The sequence below is a fragment of the Ruegeria sp. CI8 genome (assembly GCF_056536865.1).
Genome location: NZ_JBQFQL010000001.1, coordinates 333300 through 351519, shown reverse-complemented (window position 1 = coordinate 351519; position 18220 = coordinate 333300). Strand labels below are relative to the sequence as shown.

The following is an 18220-nucleotide window of genomic DNA, read 5'->3' as shown; positions in this document are numbered from 1 at the left end:
AGGGCCATGCGATGGACCGCAAGCTTCTGCTCATCATTCTCGATGGGGTTCCCTGGCGCAATTTCCGCCGGCTATTCGGCAACCTCGAGGGCTGGGTCGACAGCAGCGAGGCGCGGGTTTGGAAGCTGCGTTCGGTGTTGCCGTCGATCTCGGCCAGCTGTTATGCCTCGATCCACACGGGCGTGACACCACAGGAGCATGGCTGCACCGGAAACGGCAACGTGTTCCGGTTGGATCACAAGGACATCTTCAGTCAGGTGCGCGAGGCCGGCGGCGTGACCGGGGCGGTGACCCACAGCTTCTGGTCGCAGTTCTTCAACCGCCACCCTTTCGACTATGTGCGCGACATCGAATATGACGAGCCGGACAGCGCCACCATCAACCACGGCCGCTTCCACTCGATGACGGGCTATGGCAAGGCCAACCAGATGACGCCGTCCGATGTCGACCTGTTCGCGACCCTGACCAACCTGTGCCTGCGGTTCGGGCTGGATTACGGCATTCTCCATACCTGTACGCTCGACAGCATGGGCCACCGCTTCTACCACGACTGTGAAGAGATGGATCACGCCTGCTTCGTCATGGACGAGATGCTGGCCCCTTTCATCCCCCGCTGGCGGCAGTTGGAATACGAGGTGATCGTGACCGCCGATCACGGCCAGGACGAGCGCGGCCACCACGGCGGGCGCAGCGCGCTGCAGCAGGAAACGGCGCTGTACTACTTCGGCGATGCCGAGGGTCCCGATGCGGAAACGGTCATTGACCAATTACAGTTGGCGCCCACGATCCTGACCCGCATGGGCGCACCGGTGGCCGAGACGATGAAGGCCAGGCCGTTCCTGCGCTGAGCGCGGTCAGTCGTAGTTCCACAACCCCTGCCCCAGCGCCTCGACCGCGATCGAGATCCGTTCGAAGCTGTCGGCGGCGCGGGTCACCGAATGGCGGGCGCGCAGGTAGCCATGCACGAGTCCGGCCTCGTTGATCCAATGCGCCTGCCCGCCGGCGGCGGTGATTTTGGCGCAGTACGCGGCTCCGTCATCACGCAGGGGATCGCAGTCGGCGGTCACGACTACCGTCGGCGGCAGCCCGGAAAAGTCGGTATCGTGCAGGGGTGCAAATGTTGGGTCATGTTCCGGGACGGCGCCGCCGCAGCGGACCTTTTCATAGAACAGGACCTCGTCGCGCGTCAGCATCGGGGCGTGGGCGTGTTCGATGTACGATCCCTGGTTCGGGTCGCCGCCCAAACCGGGATAGATCAGAACCTGCCCCAGGATGCTCCCGATGCGCCCGCGCGCGTGATGGGCGACGGCTGCGGCCAGGTTTCCGCCCGCGCTGTCCCCGGCCAGAACCAGCGGATCGCCGAATTCGGATTCCACCCAGTTCACCGCGGTCCAGCAATCCTGGATCTGCGCCGGATGAACATGTTCAGGACACAGGCGGTAGTCGACCGCCACCACCCGATAGCCAGTTTGGGCGCACAGTTCGGCGCAGACGTCATCGTGGCTGTCCAGCCCGCCCACGACGAACCCGCCGCCATGCATGTAGACGACGGTTCGGGTGGGATCTCCGCAGGAATAGATGCGCACCCCAACCCCATCGGCCGAGGTGTCCCGCGTTTCGACGCCCTGTGGACGCGGCTGCCGAAACGCGCGGCACATGTCGTCATAGACGCGGCGCTGGTCCTCGATGGACCGATCCACCGCGTCTTCGGGATAGCTTTCGGCGGTGCGCCGGATGAACGCCCAGGTCTCCTCGTCGATCAGACGTTCATAGTCCATTGCCCCTCCGGATCAGTCGGCCCACTCCCACGGCCGGGTGAAGTTGCCCAGCACTTGGTTCACATCGTCCTCGGATGCGCCGTTCGCGTCAAGCTGCGCGACAAGGCCGCGCTTTTTGTCGTCTATGACCGACACGACCCGCGCCGCAACGCCGGCGGTTTCCAACGCCTGGTTGTAGACCCGCGTGATCGCCTGTTTTCGCAGTTCCGGCTTGAAGACCTTGCCCACCGCCGTCTTCGGCAGCTCGGGCAGGATGGTCATGTGCTTGGGATGCGCCGCGCGTTCGTGCACGTGCACCTTGCAGTATTCCAGCAGTTCTTCCTCGGTCACGCTGGCGCCTTCGACCAGTTCGACAAAGGCACAGGGAACCTCGCCCGCATGGGCGTCGGGCTGGCCGATGGCGCCGGCAAAGGCCACCGCGTCATGGCCCAGCAAGGCCTCTTCGATCTCGGCCGGGTCGATATTGTGGCCGCCGCGAATGATCAGATCCTTGGCCCGGCCCGTGATCCACAGATACCCGTCCGCATCGAACCGTCCCAGGTCGCCGGTGCGCAGGTACTTGTCGAAATAGTAGAGATCGACGTTTTTGTCCTCCTCGGTATAGGTGTTCCCGGCATAGACACCCGGGTTCGACACGCAGATTTCGCCCACTTCGTCCACCGCGCATTCCTTGGGCCCGTCGGGGCTGTCGCGCAGGATCTTGACGTCGGTGTACGGGAACGGAATCCCGATCGAGCCGATCTTCTTCTCGCCATCCACCGGGTTGCAGGACACCAGGCAGGTGGCCTCGGTCAGGCCATAACCTTCGACGATGGTCACACCGGTCGCTTTCTCGAACCGGCGGAACAGTTCGACCGGCAGCGGAGCCGAACCCGAGAAGGCCGTCTTGACGGTCGAGATGTCGGCGTCCACCGGGCGCTGCATCTTGGCCGAGATCGCCGTGGGCACGGTGATGATGAACGACACCTTCCAACGTTCGATCAGCTTCCAGAAGTTGTCGAACACGCCGTCGCCGCGATACCCGGCGGGGGTCGGGAACACCACATGGGCGCCCGACGACACCGCCGCCATCACGATCACATGGCAGGCAAAGACGTGGAACATCGGCAGCGGGCACATGATCACGTCCTCTTCCGAGAACAGCAGCGTGTGGCCCAGCCACCCATTGTAGATCATGCCGGAATATTTGTGCTGCGCGACCTTCGGCATACCTGTGGTGCCGCCGGTATGGAAATAGCAGGCAACCCGGTCCTCTTTGCTGTCCTCGAAGGTCAGCGTGGTGGGTTGCTTCGCCAGTTCCTTGTTGAAATCCAGATAATCGGCGTGGGCCAGATGCTCTTTGTCGGCCATCTTGGGCCGGACCAAAGGCACGATCCACGATTTCGGCGGCGTCAGGTACCGGTTCAGGTCAATCTCCAACACGGTGTTGACACCCGGCGCGTGGCGCACGGCCTCGGCGACCTTCTGCGCGACGTCCGTTTTCGGGAATGGCTTCAGCGTGACCACGACCTTGGCCTTGGTCTCACGCAGGATCGACGCGATCTGCTCTGGTTCAAGCAGCGGGTTGATCGGGTTCACGATCCCGGCCACCGCGCCGCCCATCATAGTGACCAGCGTCTCGTTGCAGTTGGGCAGCACATAGGCCACCACGTCGTTTTCCTTGACCCCCAAAGAGCGGAACAGGTTGGCCGCCTGGTTCGTCATGGCCAGCAGTTGCGACCATGTCAGGGTTTCGGCCTTGTCCTTGGGGCCGGACAGGATCTGGAAACTGATCGCGTTGCGATCCGGGAACTTGGTGGCCGTCCGCGAGAGCAGTTGATGGAACGTGACGGGGACATCGCGGTCCTCCCACGGCATTTCCTGCTCCATTCTCAGTTTGTCTTCCTTGCCCACAAAGGCCATGTGGTTCCTCCCCTTTTTTACCCTGCATTTTTGCAGGCTGTCTTGCGTCCAAGATGTAAGCAAATGCAGCCCTGCGCAAGCGAGGGCTTACCCTCGGGCAAGGGGAAAAAGTAGAATGACGCTACGGCGGTTCGCGAAATGCCCGCGCGTCACTTCACTCGGCGGCCACACCATCGGTGAACTGGAGACGCGCCAGACGCGCATAAAGCCCATCTTGCGCCACCAGATCGTCATGGGTGCCCTGCGCCACGATCCGGCCGTTCTCCATCACCACGATGCGATCGGCCTTTTTCACGGTGGCCAGACGGTGCGCCACGATCAGGGTGGTGCGCCCGGCGCGCATCTGGTCGACAGCGGCCTGTACGGCGCGCTCGCTCTCGGCGTCCAGCGCCGAGGTCGCCTCGTCCAGCAGCAGAACCGGAGCGTCGCGCAAAATCGCCCGCGCGATGGCGATGCGCTGTTTCTGACCGCCCGACAGCATCACGCCGCGTTCGCCGACGAAACTGTCATAGCCTTCGGGCAGGGCCGAGATGAAGTCATGCGCCGCGGCGGCACGGGCCGCGGCCTCGACCTCGGCATCCGAGGCGTCCAGCCGTCCGAACCGGATGTTTTCGCGCGCCGAGGCCGCAAAGATCACCGGATCCTGCGGAACCAGCGCCATGTGCTGCCGGAAATCCGAGCGGCGCATGTCGCCCAGATCGATCCCGTCTAGGCTGACCTGACCGGCCTCGGGGTCGTAGAACCGCTGGATCAACTGGATCACGGTCGTCTTGCCCGCGCCCGAGGGTCCGACGAAGGCCACGGTCTCGCCCGGGTTCACTGTCAGCGACAGGTCGTCCAGTGCCAGAACGTCGGGCCGGGCCGGGTAGCGGAAGGTGACGTTGTCAAAGGTGATCTGTCCCTTGACCGGCTGCGGCAGCGCCTTGGGTTGTGTCGGGTCGTTGACCGTATCTTCGGCGTTCAGCAACTCGACCAGCCGCTCGGTGGCGCCTGCGGCACGCTGCAGCTCGCTCCAGATTTCGGAAAGGGCGGCTACGGACCCGGCCATGATGATCGAATAGATCACGAACTGGATCAGCACGCCTTCGGTCATCACGCCGTTGCGCACATCGTTCGCCCCCATCCACAAAACTCCGACGATCCCCGAGAAAACCAGAAAGATCACGATCACCGTCAGAACCGCCCGCGTCTGGATACGGCGCAGGGAAACATGGTACGAGGTCTCGGTCATGTCGCCGAACTGGCGGCGGCTGGCGTCCTCATGGGTGAACGCCTGTACGGTCTGAACGGCGCCCAGCGCCTCGCCTGCATTGCCCGACGAGGCGGCGATCCAATCCTGGTTTTCGCGGCTTATGACCCTCAGCCGACGCCCGAGAACCAGGATCGGCACCACCACCATCGGGATCAGCAGCAAAACCAGCCCGGTCAGCTTGGCCGAGGTCAGCAACATCAGCACAAGCCCGCCGATGAACATCAGGAAATTCCGCAATGCGATCGACACTGACGAGCCCAGAACGGATTGGATCAGCGTGGTGTCGGTGGTGATACGGCTCAGGACCTCACCGGTCATGATGCGTTCGTAGAAGGCGGGGCTCATGCCGATGACGCGGTCAAAGACTGCCTTGCGGATGTCAGCCACGACCCGCTCGCCCAACCGGGTCACCAGCATGTACCGGATACCCGTTCCCACCGCCAGAACCGCTGCGATGCCCAGCGCCGCCAAGAAATACCAATCGAGCAGTTCACCGTCTTCGATGCGGAAGTTGTCGACCACGCGCCGCACGGCCAAAGGCAAGGTTAGGGTCATGCTGGCCGTCAGAACCAGCGCCAGCGTCGCCCCAAGCATCAGCAGCCGATAAGGTTTCATGAACGGCCACAAAGAGGCCAGCACGCCCAGCTTCCGGGATCCGGGTCGATCTTCATGAGCACCGGGCGCCTGCACGTTTGCTTGGTTGGCGGAGCGTGTTCTTGCCATGCCTGACCCTTTTTACCTTCTGGGACTCGCGATATGGCTTCTTGGCGGCGCAGGCGCGCCGGGTCAAGGAGACTGCGCGCAATAGCACCCCGACAAGGGCTTTTTGACGCAACTTATTTCGGAGAGTCTGGAGCGGGTAGACGGAATCGAACCGACATAGCCTGCTTGGAAGGCAGGGGCTTTACCATTAAGCTATACCCGCTTGGTGAAGGGCTGAGTAGTCCATGCCCGGGCCGTCGTCAAGAACCGAAATCAACCTACGCATCGCTTTTGCGACTGCCAGCGTAGGATCACACAAAACGGGCTGCGCGGCCAACGGCCATCGCTCTGAATTGCACTTGTTTTGGGGTCGCGCACTGGCGCAGCATACGATTGCAGTGCTCGCCGTTCGCGAAAACCTGCCTAGCGTGTGTACCGCCCCAAACGGTTAATGGGGTTGTTAAGTACCTGTAACAATCAGTTCCTAAATCCGTTTCACAAATTCATTCCGACAGCGAGGAATCATCCAATGAAAGACGTTGATCCAGCCACCCTTTCCGCCGACGACTGGGACGAACTGCATTTCCCGCGCCCCGACGAAAACGACTTTGACCGTGTCGTCGAAAGCGCCCTATCGCGACGCGGCTTTCTGGGTGGAGTGTTGGCCTTTGGGTCGGGCGCTGCGGCCATGGGCAGCGGTCTGCTGGGGTCGACCTCAGCCCACGCACAGACCGCTTCTCGTTTTGCCTTCACTCCGATTGCGGCCCAGACCGATGGCACCGTGCATGTCCCCGAGGGGTATGAATGGAAAGTCCTCATGCGCTGGGGCGATCCGCTGTTCTCCGAGGCTGATGGGTATGACATCACCGATGGTGGACCGGTCGAAAACTCGGACAAGGTTTTTGGCGAAAACACTGATGGTATGGAAACCTTCTCGTTCCAAGGACACCAGTTGATCGCCATCAATCACGAGTATCCCAATCGCAAAATCAACCTGCCCGCAGCGCAGGAAGGTGTGCCCGCAAACGCGGATGACGTTCGAAAGTTGCAGAACCTGCAGGGTGTGACGGTGATGGAAATTGCCGAAACCCCGGATGGCTGGACCGTGGTCAAAGACAGCCTTTTCAATCGCCGCATTCACCACAACACCCCCATGAAGATCGTGGGGCCAGCAGCTGGCCACGACCTGCTAAAGACCGAGGCCGATCCGACCGGCACGACGTCGCTGGGCACCATGAACAATTGCGGGTCGGGCAAGACACCTTGGGGCACCTACCTGACCTGCGAAGAGAACTTCAACGGCTACTTCGGCTCCAGCAACGAAAGCGCGACATATACTCCAAAGGTCGCGGATGGCTTCAAGCGATACGGCATCAAGGCCGAAAGCTGGAACGGGTACGAGTTGTTCGACCCACGGTTTGACACCTCGAAGAACCCCAACGAACCACATCGCGTCGGCTGGGTGGTCGAAATCGACCCGACCGATCCCAACAGCACCCCGGTAAAGCATACCGGACTTGGGCGGTTCAAACATGAAAACGCCGCGGTCGAACTGGCCAAGGATGGTCGCATTGTCGTCTATATGGGCGATGATGAGCGGGGCGAATACCTGTACAAATTCGTCTCGAACGGCGTCTACACCCCCGGCGGGGATACCGAAGGTCTGCTGGATGACGGCACGCTGTATGTTGCCAGATTCAACGACGACATGTCCGGTGAATGGGTGCCGCTGACACCGGAAACCACCGGCATGGACGAGGCCGAGATTTTGATCTTTGCCCGCATCGCTGCGTCTGAGGCCGGTGGAACCACGATGGACCGACCGGAATGGGTTGCAACCAGCCCGGTTCTTGCCGAGGCCTATTGCTGCCTGACCAACAACAAGAACCGTGGCGTCAAACCCAACGCGGGTGGCGATGATACTTCGGTCAACGGCCCCAACCCTCGGGAAGCCAACAAATACGGGCAGATTGTTCGCTGGCGGCCAGCCAACCAGGATCATGCAGAAACCGCGTTTCAGTGGGATCTGTACGTCATGGCCGGCAACCCGACAGTGCATTCCGATGCATATGCCGGGTCCGAGAACGTAAACGAAGGCAACCTGTTCAACTCGCCCGACGGGATGATGATCGACAGCACCGGTGTGGTCTGGATCCAGACCGACGGGAACGACGACAACGAAGGCGATTTTGCAGGCCACGGCAACAACCAGATGCTGGCCGGCGACCCGATCACGGGTGAAATCGTGCGCTTCATGACCGGCCCGAACGGCTGCGAGGTGACCGGTCTGACATGGTCGGCCGACCGCCGGACCATGTTTGTAGGCATCCAGCACCCCGGTGGATCCTGGCCAGATGGGGGTACGCCGCGTTCCTCGATCATCGCGATCAAACGCAAGGACAACGGACTGGTCGGCTGAACCGTCTTACCTCAGCGATCACCCCCGGCGAAGCGTCGGGGGTGACAGCGCTGTTCAGAGATCTTGGCCCGGCATCGCCAAAGGCCCACCATCTGCTGCAAGGTGACGCTCGGGCAGCCACGGGTTCAGTTCCAGCGCCTCTGCCAGAGCAACGCGGGCTTCTTCCATTCTCTGCAGACCCATGAGGGTCAGCGCACGACCGCTCATCGCCGCGATATGGTTCGGCGACAGTTCCAGTGCGCGGTCCAGATCGGTCAGGGCCGATTCAAAATCCTGACGCAGGAAATTCACGAATGCGCGCTGGTTGTAGCCCTCGGCATACTCGGGGCAATACGCAATCAAACGGTCGAAATCCTGCAGCGCCCCCAACAGATCCCAGGCATTACGTCTGGACATGCCCTGATCCAATACGGTCTGCGCGGCCTCGTCAGGTGCGTCGGCCCACAGCTCCCACATCTGGTTCGAGATCTCGCGCGCGGCCATCTCGGTCTCGGCCTGCTGGATCTGACCGATTAGTTCACCCAGCCGGGCGGCGTGATCGGGCGCAGGCGGGCAGGTCTCAGCAATTGCCGGGATCGCAACGCCCGCGCTCAGAACTGCGGAAAGAAGTAGGTGTCTCATGCTTCTATGGTGACGCGGATCGCCCTTTCGTCAACCCGCGCCATCGATGGCATCGGCCAGCCCGGTCTCTTTCACCGCCTCCATCGCCACGAAGGTCGAGGTGCTGGCCACATGCGGCAGCGACGAGATCTTTTCGGCCAGAACCGCGCGATATTCCGTCATCGACCCGGTCCGTACCTTCAGCAGATAGTCGAAATTCGACGCGATCATATGCGCTTGTTCGATCTCGGGCACTTTGCGGACAGCCGCGTTGAACTCAGCCAGCGCCTTTTCCCGCGTGTCGGTCAAGCGCACCTCGACAAAGGCCACATGGTCCAGGCCCAGGCGGATCGGATCCAGCATGGCGCGATAACCGGTGATGACCCCCTCGGACTCGAGCCGTTTCAGCCGCGCCTGAGTCGGCGATTTCGACAGCCCGATCCGCCGAGCCAGATCAGCGACCGAGATCCGCCCGTCCTCGGCCACGATGGACAGAATCGCGCGGTCGAACCGGTCCAACCCCGGAAAGTCTTTTCGCATGGCATTTGATCCAAAATTCAGGACGATATATGCCTGATAGAACAGTTTCGGTCCGTTGTCCCGCCAAATCACCGATATACTAATCGAAAGACCGGAGGACACATGACTCATAGCCTGCGCCACACCATCGACTCCATGACCTACGCGGACCAGACCGCGTTGCTGAACTCCCTGACCGATCAGGCCGCCCTGACCCAAGCGGACCGCACCGCCATCTGCGAGGCGGCCGCGCAACTGGTGCGCGACATCCGCTCCAGCACCGCGCCGGGGCTGATGGAGGTGTTTCTGGCGGAGTACGGCTTGTCCACCGACGAGGGCATCGCGCTTATGTGTCTGGCCGAGGCGCTGTTGCGCGTGCCCGACGCCGACACGATCGACGCGCTGATCGAAGACAAGATCGCGCCCTCGGACTGGGGCAAGCACCTCGGCCACTCGTCGTCGTCGCTGGTCAACGCCTCGACCTGGGCGCTGATGCTGACGGGCAAGGTGCTGGACGAGGGCAAGGCCTCGCCGGTCAGTGCCCTGCGCGGCGCCATCAAGCGGCTGGGCGAGCCGGTCATCCGCACCGCCGTCGGGCGCGCGATGAAGGAAATGGGCCGTCAGTTCGTTCTGGGTGAAACGATCCAGTCCGCCATGAAACGCGCCGCCGGGATGGAGGCCAAGGGCTACACCTATTCCTACGACATGCTGGGCGAGGCCGCGCGCACCGAGGCAGACGCCGCGCGCTATCACCTTTCATATTCCCGTGCCATCGCGGCGATTGCCGAAGCCTGCACGCAGGACGACATCCGCGCCAACCCCGGCATCTCAGTTAAACTTTCGGCGCTGCATCCGCGCTACGAAGTAGCCCAGGAACAGCGCGTGATGCACGAACTGGTGCCGCGCCTGCGGGCGCTGGCGCTGCTGGCCAAGGCCGCCGGAATGGGCCTGAACGTCGACGCCGAAGAGGCTGACCGCCTGTCGCTGTCGCTGCAGGTGATCGAGGCGGTTCTGTCCGAGCCAGCGCTGGCCGGATGGGATGGGTTCGGCGTGGTGGTACAGGCCTATGGACCGCGTGCCGGGCTGGTGCTCGACACGCTTTATGAGATGGCCGAGCGGTATGACCGCAAGCTGATGGTGCGTCTGGTCAAAGGCGCCTACTGGGACACCGAGATCAAGCGCGCGCAGGTCGAGGGCGTCGACGGCTTCCCGGTCTTCACCAACAAGGCGGCAACCGACATCTCTTACATCGCCAATGCCCGCAAGCTCTTGGGCATGACCGACCGGATCTATCCTCAGTTCGCGACCCACAACGCCCACACGGTCAGTGCGATCCTGCACATGGCCGAGGGTCAACCCTTCGAGTTCCAGCGCCTGCACGGCATGGGCGAGACCCTGCACCAGATCGTCAAGGACCAACGCGATACCCGCTGCCGCATCTACGCGCCAGTTGGCGCGCATCGCGACCTGCTGGCCTATCTGGTGCGGCGGCTGCTGGAAAACGGCGCCAACAGTTCGTTCGTCAACCAGATCGTGGACGAAAACGTGGCCCCCGAAGTGGTGGCAGCCGATCCGTTCGAGGTCGTGCGGAAACCTGCACGCCACATCCCAACCGGCCCCGAACTGTTTCAACCTGAAAGACCAAACTCGCAGGGTTTCGACCTGCATCACACGCTGACTTTGGACCGGATTGATGCCGGCCGCGACGCCTTTCGCGCACATCACTGGTTCGCGCAGCCCCTGCTGGCCGGTGACGCAGCGCCCGAGGCCGAGAAACCTGTCATCAACCCCGCCCTGCCCGAGGACCGGCCCGGCGCGGTCGCCCCGGCCAGCGCCGCGGATGTGGAGCTGGCGCTGGCCGCAGCTGCTTCGTGGCAGGCCCCAGCTGCCGAGCGCAGCCGCGTCCTGAATGCCGCCGCCGACCTCTACGAGGAGCATTATGGCGAGCTCTTCGCCCTTCTGGCGCGTGAGGCCGGCAAATCGCTGCCCGATGCGGTAGCCGAACTGCGCGAGGCGGTGGACTTCCTGCGCTACTACGCCGCCAACATCCCCGAGGGCGAGCCTGTGGGCACCTTCACCTGCATCAGCCCGTGGAACTTCCCTCTGGCGATCTTCACGGGGCAAATCTCGGCAGCGCTTGCCGTGGGCAATGCGGTTCTGGCCAAACCCGCACCGCAGACTCCGCTGATCGCCCACCGCGCCGTGCAGCTGCTGCACCAGGCCGGAGTACCGCGCGACGCGCTGCAATTACTGCCGGGCGGGCCAGCGGTCGGGGCCGCGCTGACGTCGGATGCGCGCGTCTCGGGCGTGGCCTTCACCGGCTCGACCGCGACGGCGTTGAAAATCCGCGCTGCAATGGCCGAGCACATGCGGCCTGGAACGCCGCTGATCGCCGAAACCGGCGGGCTGAACGCGATGATCGTGGACAGCACCGCCCTGCCCGAACAAGCCGTGCAATCGATCATCGAAAGCGCCTTCCAATCGGCGGGGCAGCGGTGCTCGGCCCTGCGTTGTCTGTATCTGCAGGACGACATCGCCGACGACGTGCTGACCATGCTCAAGGGCGCGATGGACGCCCTGTCGGTGGGCGACCCGTGGCTGCTCTCGACCGATTGCGGCCCGGTGATCGACGAACAGGCCCGACAGGGCATCGCCGACCACCTCGCCAAGGCCCGCACCGAGGGTCGTGTGTTGAAGGAACTGGCGCTGCCGCCCGAGGGGATCTTCGTGGCGCCCACGCTGATCGAGGTCCCAGGCATCAATGCGCTGGAACGCGAGATCTTCGGCCCCGTCCTGCACGTCGCCCGGTTCAAGTCACACGAGATCGACCAGGTGATTGCCGACATCAACGCTACCGGCTACGGCCTGACCTTCGGCCTGCACACCCGCATCGACGACCGGGTGCAGCACGTGACCGAGGCGATCCACGCTGGTAATATTTACGTGAACCGTAACCAGATCGGCGCGATCGTCGGCTCGCAGCCTTTCGGCGGCGAAGGCCTGTCCGGCACCGGCCCCAAGGCGGGTGGCCCGAACTATCTGGCTCGTTTTTGCGCCCCGGACCGACAGGTCGTGGCCGCGGAATGGTCCGCCCCAGCCGACCTGCCGGCGCCGATCGAGCAGCCTGCCGCGCCGACGACCCGTTCGATGCCCGGACCGACCGGCGAATCGAACCGGCTGACCGAGTTTCCCCGCGCGCCGTTCCTGTGCCTGGGCCCCGGCCCCGAGGCGTCCAAGGCACAGGCAGACGCCATTCTCGCGCTTGGCGGCACCGCGATTCAGACCGAGGGCGCGCTTGACCTGCACCGGCTTGAGAACCTGCCGGGAATATCGGGGGTTCTGTGGTGGGGCGATGCGGACACCGCGCGTCAGATCGAGCGTCATCTGGCTCGGCGAGGCGGCCCCATCCTGCCGCTGATCCCCGGCTTGCCCGACCGGTCGCGGGTGATGGCCGAGCGCCATGTCTGCGTCGACACCACGGCCGCCGGAGGAAACGCCGCACTTCTGGGCGGTTCGGCATAAGCTGACTTGACGCTGGGCCGTGAAAAGCCCAGCGTCCCCCCATGTTTCCAATTCGAGACCACAACCCCTCGGGCCGCACACCCTATGTCGTCTATGCGCTGATCGCGGCGAATGTCCTGGTTTTCCTCAGCTATGTCGGAATCATAGACGATGCCCGGCTGATCAACCGGTTCTATTTCGACTATGCGATCATCCCCGCCCGCATCAGCGACGGCGTGGCGCTCGAGACGTTGGTGACGTCGATGTTCCTGCATGGCGGCTGGATGCATCTGATCGGCAACATGCTGTTCCTGTGGATCTTCGGCGACAACATGGAAGACGAGATGGGCCACCTGCCCTTCCTGCTGTTCTACATGGTCGCGGGTATCGGCGCCGGGCTGGTCCATATCGTTACGGCTCCCGGGTCGCTGGTACCCACCATCGGCGCGTCCGGCGCAATTGCCGCAGTGATGGGTGGGTACCTGCTGATGTTCCCAAAGGCGCGCGTCGATATCCTGCTGATTCTGATCATCTACTTCCGGGTCTTCACCATCCCGGCCTTCGTGATGCTGGGCGTCTGGCTGGGCATGCAGTTCCTTGGCAGCGTGTCCAGCAACCCTGACGCCGGCGGTGTGGCCTATTGGGCGCATACGGGCGGCTTCGTGATCGGTTTGATTTTGTGCATCCCGCTGTGGCTGAAACGCGGCGGGCCGGCCTATTGGAACCGTACGCATGGGCATCCGCCACATCCCGAACACCGCTACAAGTTCAGCCAGTCCCGTATACCAAGAGTGCCACGCCGATGAGCCAAATGACCGCCACCTGCCATTGCGGCGCCGTGAAGATCGAGGCCGAGCTCCCCGGTGGCCTGTCCACGGCTGCCCGATGCGATTGTTCCTTCTGCATCCGCCGTGGGGCCGCCGCCGTGACCGCCGTCACCGAAAGCCTGCGCATTCTTGAAGGCGCCGAAAACCTAAGCCTCTACACGTGGGGCACGCACACGGCGAAACACTATTTCTGCAAGACTTGCGGGATTTACGTTTATCACCAGAGACGCTCGGATCCGGGGGAGTGCGGCGTCAACCTTGGCTGCATCGAGGGCGCAAACCCCAGAACCCACGGGTCGATTCCCTGGAACGACGGGGTCAATCACCCCTCTGATCGGCCTGACTGATCCGGACTTTGACCACCGCTCAACCGCGTGATCTCTTGCGCAGCCTGAACGACGTGGGCGGCAAGCTCGGGTGCCCGGTCCGGATTGAATCGCGCGGTCGGCCCAGAGACAGAGATTCCGGCACAAGGCTCCTGCTTGTCGTTGAAGATCGCGGCTCCGATGCAGCTCATGCCCGAGTGGCGCTCCTCTCGATCATAAGACCATCCACGCAGCCGCGTTTCTGTCAGATCCTCGCGCAAGGTATCCAATGTGGCGCACGTGTTGGGCGTATAAGGCACAAGCTGGGTGTCCGCCAACACCTTGGCCCGGGATGCCTCGGTCATGGCCGCCAGGATCGCTTTGCCTGTTCCCGAGGCATACATCGGCGTACGAGCGCCCGGCGGAAAGAACGCCCGGATCGGGTTCGATGTCTCGACTTGACCGACAAACACCACTTCCGATCCGTCGGGAACTGCAAGGTTCGCCGTTTCTCCGCTGTCCTGCATCAGGCGTCTAAGAACTGACCGGCCGATCTCGAGAACGCTGTTGTGCCGCAGAAACGAAGCACCTGTGCGATAGGCTTCGACTCCGATCATCCATTCCTGATGTTCTTCGCTGAAGCTGACGAACCCATGCTTTTGCAAGGTCGTCAGGATGCGATGCGTGGTTGCAGTAGGCACGTCGATCTCACGCGCGAGGTCGCTGAGCGCGGTGCGTTCAAGCCGTGCGACCGTGGTCAGAACCCCCAGCGCACGGTCCAACGCCTGCATGGTTCCGGCCGAGCTTTCTTTGAACAACGACTTGGGCCGGCCGCGCGGGCGCTTCTGGGCTGACATGGCGATTCTCCCTCACTTTGGCCGAAAGGCCGTCTGTCTTTCTCAGCTGATCACAAAGACTCAGCGAAATGAGAAAGTGAATATCCTGCGTTTATAGTATGTTACGAATTTTATAGAAATAATGAAAATATTTTTCAAGAAAATTGCATCACCGCCGACGCGGAGACAGACTTGGGGCAAAGCGGAGGACATGATGATGTCAAACCAAAACCCGGTCTTCATTCCCGGCCCGACGAATATCCCGGATCGCCTCCTGCGCGCGATGCAGGTCCAGACCATTGACCACCGCGCGCCGGATTTCGTTCAGGCCTTTGCGCCGGTACTCGAGGGCCTCAAGCAGGTAATCCGGTCGACCACGGGTCAGATTGTGACCTTTCCATCCAGCGGCACAGGTGGGTGGGAAGCTGCGATCAGCAACACACTTAGCCCGGGCGACAAGGTTCTTGTGGCCCGCCATGGCGTATTCAGCCATCGCTGGATCGACCTTTGCCAACGGCATGGGCTGGACGTGCAAGTCATCGATTGCCCATGGGGCAGCGGGGCACCTGCCGATCGGTTTCAGTCGATCCTCGCCGACGACCGGAACCACGACATCCGGGCGGTTCTGGTGACGCATAATGAAACGGCCACCGGCGTGCGCTCGGATATCCTGTCGGTCCGATCGGCGATGGATGCCTCGGCGCACCCTGCCCTGCTGATGGTCGATTGCGTCAGTTCGCTGGCCTCGATGCCGTTCGAATTCGATGGCTGGGGCGTCGATATTGCGGTTTCGGGGTCGCAAAAGGGGTTCATGCTGGCCGCTGGAATGGCAATCCTGTGCGTCAGCCCCAAAGCGCTGGCAGCGATGGATGGTGCGCGGCTGCCCCGCACCTATTTCGACTTTCGGGACATGTTGGACGCCAATGCCTCGGGCGGGTTTCCTTACACGCCGCCGCTGCAACTGATCTGCGGACTGCAGGAAAGCCTGTCCATTCTATTTGACGAAGGCCTGGACAACGTCTACGCCCGTCACTTCCGTCTGGCTGAAGGCGTGCGTCGGGCCGTCGACGCGTGGGGATTGAGCCTGGTCGCTCAATCGCCGGACCTCTACTCGGACACTGTCAGCGCAGTCTATGTGCCCGATGGGTTCGACAGCAATGTCCTGACTAACCATACCTATGACACCTATGGAGTGTCCTTCGGGATCGGCCTGGGCCAATTGAACGGCAAGGCGTTTCGCATCGGTCACCTGGGCAGCCTGACGGACGTCATGGTTCTGTCCGGCCTCGCCACGATCGAGATGGCGATGGCCGATCTGAACTACCCGATACAACTGGGCAGCGGCGTGGCGGCAGCGCAGGAATACTTCCGTGCAAACGGCACCAACCGCTCGCGCGCTGCGGCTTGAGGAGATCGGTATGTTGGACACGCTTTCGGCTGCAGATCTGACGATCGACGACATGCGCGCAGCGCATGAACGGATCAAACCACATATCCGGCGTACACCCGTCCTGTCGTCGGAGTATCTGAACGCACAAACCGGCGCACGGCTCTTTTTCAAGTGCGAGAACCTGCAAGAGGCCGGAGCCTTCAAGGTTCGCGGCGCCTGCAATGCGGTATTCGGATTGCCCGACGAGATCGCCGGCAACGGCGTCTGCACCCACTCCAGCGGGAACCATGCACTGTCCCTGTCATATGCTGCCGGTCGGCGGGGCATTCCCTGCAACGTCGTCATGCCACGCACCGCACCTCAGGCCAAAAAGGACGCGGTCCGCAGGTTTGGCGGCACGATCACCGAATGTGAGCCATCGACATCATCGCGCGAAGCGACCTTTGCCCAGGTGCAGGCCAAAACGGGTGGCGAATTCGTACACCCCTACAACGATCCGCGTGTCATAGCAGGACAGGCCACATGCTCGGCCGAGATGCTGGAACAAACAGGTGGGCTTGATGCCGTTATCGCTCCGATCGGCGGCGGCGGTATGGTTTCGGGCACGTGCCTGACAGTATCGAATCTGGCCCCTGACACCGCGATCTATGCCGCGGAACCTCAGCAGGCTGATGACGCATACCGTTCTTTCAAAGCTGGTTGGATCATCGCCGACGACGCACCCAAGACGGTGGCCGATGGCCTTCTGGTTCCGCTCAAGGAAAACACCTGGCACTTCGTGTCGCGGAACGTTGCCGACATCTTCACGGCCTCCGAAGACGAAATCGTGGCGGCCATGAAACTGGCCTGGAAACACCTGCGGCTGGTGATTGAGCCATCGTCGGCCGTTCCGTTGGCAACCATTCTCAACAACCCCGAGGTTTTTCGAGGCAAACGCGTCGGCGTGATCCTGACCGGCGGCAATGTGGATTTGGACAAGCTGCCCTGGCTGGCCGGGCAAGGAGGAGAAGGATGAACAAACCCGTGAACATCGATCAATTGGACGTCGGCTTCGACATCCCCGCAGCAATCGGCATGGATGAAAGCGATATCCAGACTCCTTGCCTGATACTGGACCTCGACGCGCTGGAGCGGAACATCCGAAAAATGGGCGACTACGCCAAAGCGCATGGTATGCGCCATCGGGTGCATGGCAAGATGCACAAGTCTGTGGACGTCGCGCGCCTGCAGGAAAAACTGGGTGGCGCAGTTGGCGTGTGCTGTCAAAAGGTCTCGGAGGCCGAGGTTTTTGCGCGCGGCGGGATCAAGGATATCCTTGTGTCCAACCAGGTGCGCGATCCGGCCAAAATTGATCGCTTGGCTCGGCTGCCGAAGCTGGGCGCGCGAACGCTGGTCTGCGTTGACGACATTGAGAATGTGCCCGAGCTGTCCTCTGCGGCGCAGACCCACGGAACGCAGCTGGAGATCCTGGTCGAGATCGACTGCGGCGCGGGGCGCTGTGGGGTGACCAGTACGGCTGACGTCATAACCATTGCCCGCGCGGTCGAGGCGGCACCGAACCTGAAGTTCACCGGCCTTCAAGCCTATCAGGGCGCGATGCAACATCTCGACAGCTATGACGCGCGAAAAGAAAAACTGGATGCAGCAATCGCCATGGTGCGGGACGCCGTCGACGGGTTGAAAGCGGACGGGATTGAGTGCGAACTGGTCTCGGGCGGCGGGACGGGATCCTATTACTTCGAAAGCAATTCGGGCGTTTACAACGAATTGCAGTGCGGGTCCTACGCGTTCATGGATGCCGACTATGGGCGGATTCTGGACCGGAATGGCCAAAGGATCGATCAGGGCGAATGGGAAAACGCCTTGTTCATACTCACCAGTGTCATGAGCCACGCCAAACCGGAAAAGGCGATCTGCGACGCAGGGCTCAAGGCACAGTCGATAGACAGCGGTTTGCCGGTGATTTTTGGCCGCGATGATGTCGAATACCTGAAATGTTCGGACGAACACGGTGTGATCGGCGACCCCAACGGCGTGTTGCGGGTGAACGACAAGTTGCGTCTGGTCCCCGGGCACTGCGATCCGACCTGCAACGTGCACGACTGGTATGTCGGCGTGCGCAACGGAAGGGTCGAGACCCTGTGGCCGGTCTCTGCTCGCGGCAAGGCGTTTTGATCATGAGGGACGAG

At 62.3% G+C, this 18220-nt stretch carries 14 protein-coding genes and 1 tRNA gene; 8 read left to right on the top strand and 7 right to left on the bottom strand.

The features are described from left to right. Positions 1 to 11: 11 nt before the first annotated feature. The gene (locus ACR0DA_RS01705) at positions 12 to 848 is read left to right on the top strand and encodes an alkaline phosphatase family protein (RefSeq protein WP_480752747.1); all 837 of its coding nucleotides are present in this window, start codon (positions 12 to 14) and stop codon (positions 846 to 848) included. A 6-nt stretch (positions 849 to 854) separates the two neighbouring features. Here ACR0DA_RS01705 and ACR0DA_RS01700 read toward each other — a convergent pair whose 3' ends face one another. From ACR0DA_RS01700 to ACR0DA_RS01685, 4 genes are all read right to left on the bottom strand, one after another. After that, positions 855 to 1778 (bottom strand): alpha/beta hydrolase, encoded by a 924-nt coding sequence (locus tag ACR0DA_RS01700; protein ID WP_480752746.1) that lies wholly within the window; start codon positions 1776 to 1778, stop codon positions 855 to 857. Between the two features lie 12 nt (positions 1779 to 1790). Then, on the bottom strand, positions 1791 to 3680 hold the full coding sequence (locus ACR0DA_RS01695; RefSeq protein WP_260065087.1) for an acyl-CoA synthetase: 1890 nt from the start codon (positions 3678 to 3680) through the stop codon (positions 1791 to 1793). A 154-nt stretch (positions 3681 to 3834) separates the two neighbouring features. Next, positions 3835 to 5655: an ABC transporter transmembrane domain-containing protein gene (locus ACR0DA_RS01690; RefSeq protein WP_480752744.1), complete on the bottom strand. Its 1821-nt coding sequence runs from the start codon at positions 5653 to 5655 to the stop codon at positions 3835 to 3837. Between the two features lie 128 nt (positions 5656 to 5783). Beyond that, positions 5784 to 5857 (bottom strand) — tRNA-Gly (locus tag ACR0DA_RS01685). A gap of 306 nt (positions 5858 to 6163) precedes the next feature. Between ACR0DA_RS01685 and ACR0DA_RS01680 the strand changes: the two genes are divergently transcribed. After that, positions 6164 to 8053 (top strand): PhoX family protein, encoded by a 1890-nt coding sequence (locus ACR0DA_RS01680; RefSeq protein WP_480752742.1) that lies wholly within the window; start codon positions 6164 to 6166, stop codon positions 8051 to 8053. Positions 8054 to 8107: 54 nt separating this feature from the next. Here the strand turns inward: ACR0DA_RS01680 and ACR0DA_RS01675 are convergent, their stop codons facing one another. Both ACR0DA_RS01675 and ACR0DA_RS01670 read right to left on the bottom strand, forming a co-directional pair. Beyond that, positions 8108 to 8674, bottom strand: a complete 567-nt coding sequence (locus ACR0DA_RS01675) for a tetratricopeptide repeat protein (RefSeq protein ID WP_480752741.1) — start codon at positions 8672 to 8674, stop codon at positions 8108 to 8110. A 30-nt stretch (positions 8675 to 8704) separates the two neighbouring features. Beyond that, positions 8705 to 9193 (bottom strand): Lrp/AsnC family transcriptional regulator, encoded by a 489-nt coding sequence (locus tag ACR0DA_RS01670; protein ID WP_170369568.1) that lies wholly within the window; start codon positions 9191 to 9193, stop codon positions 8705 to 8707. A gap of 102 nt (positions 9194 to 9295) precedes the next feature. Between ACR0DA_RS01670 and putA the strand changes: the two genes are divergently transcribed. The 3 genes from putA to ACR0DA_RS01655 are packed head-to-tail and all read left to right on the top strand — an operon-like array spanning position 9296 to position 13847. Beyond that, on the top strand, positions 9296 to 12694 hold the full coding sequence (gene putA, locus ACR0DA_RS01665) for a bifunctional proline dehydrogenase/L-glutamate gamma-semialdehyde dehydrogenase PutA (protein ID WP_480752739.1): 3399 nt from the start codon (positions 9296 to 9298) through the stop codon (positions 12692 to 12694). Positions 12695 to 12735: 41 nt separating this feature from the next. Beyond that, positions 12736 to 13479 carry a rhomboid family intramembrane serine protease gene (locus ACR0DA_RS01660; protein WP_480752737.1) on the top strand — a complete coding sequence of 248 codons (744 nt, stop codon included), beginning with the start codon at positions 12736 to 12738 and terminating at the stop codon, positions 13477 to 13479. Then, on the top strand, positions 13476 to 13847 hold the full coding sequence (locus ACR0DA_RS01655) for a GFA family protein (RefSeq protein ID WP_170598680.1): 372 nt from the start codon (positions 13476 to 13478) through the stop codon (positions 13845 to 13847). Before ACR0DA_RS01660 ends, ACR0DA_RS01655 begins: the two co-directional genes overlap by 4 nt. On the opposite strand, the gene ACR0DA_RS01650 is transcribed toward ACR0DA_RS01655, so the two are convergent. Beyond that, entirely contained in the window at positions 13823 to 14662 is an 840-nt protein-coding gene (locus ACR0DA_RS01650) for an IclR family transcriptional regulator (protein WP_170598683.1), read from the bottom strand. The genes ACR0DA_RS01655 and ACR0DA_RS01650 overlap by 25 nt on opposite strands. Positions 14663 to 14858: 196 nt before the next feature. On the opposite strand from ACR0DA_RS01650, the gene bhcA reads away from it, so the two are divergent. From bhcA to bhcC, 3 genes are read left to right on the top strand one after another with little or no spacing between them, the layout of a single operon-like run. Next, positions 14859 to 16049, top strand: coding sequence for an L-aspartate--glyoxylate aminotransferase BhcA (bhcA, locus tag ACR0DA_RS01645; RefSeq protein WP_480752736.1), 1191 nt, complete (start codon positions 14859 to 14861; stop codon positions 16047 to 16049). A 10-nt stretch (positions 16050 to 16059) separates the two neighbouring features. Next, positions 16060 to 17046 (top strand): beta-hydroxyaspartate dehydratase BhcB, encoded by a 987-nt coding sequence (gene bhcB, locus ACR0DA_RS01640; protein ID WP_480752735.1) that lies wholly within the window; start codon positions 16060 to 16062, stop codon positions 17044 to 17046. Continuing rightward, positions 17043 to 18206 (top strand): 3-hydroxy-D-aspartate aldolase BhcC, encoded by a 1164-nt coding sequence (gene bhcC / locus ACR0DA_RS01635; protein WP_480752734.1) that lies wholly within the window; start codon positions 17043 to 17045, stop codon positions 18204 to 18206. The genes bhcB and bhcC overlap by 4 nt, the downstream gene beginning before the upstream one ends. Positions 18207 to 18220: the final 14 nt, after the last annotated feature.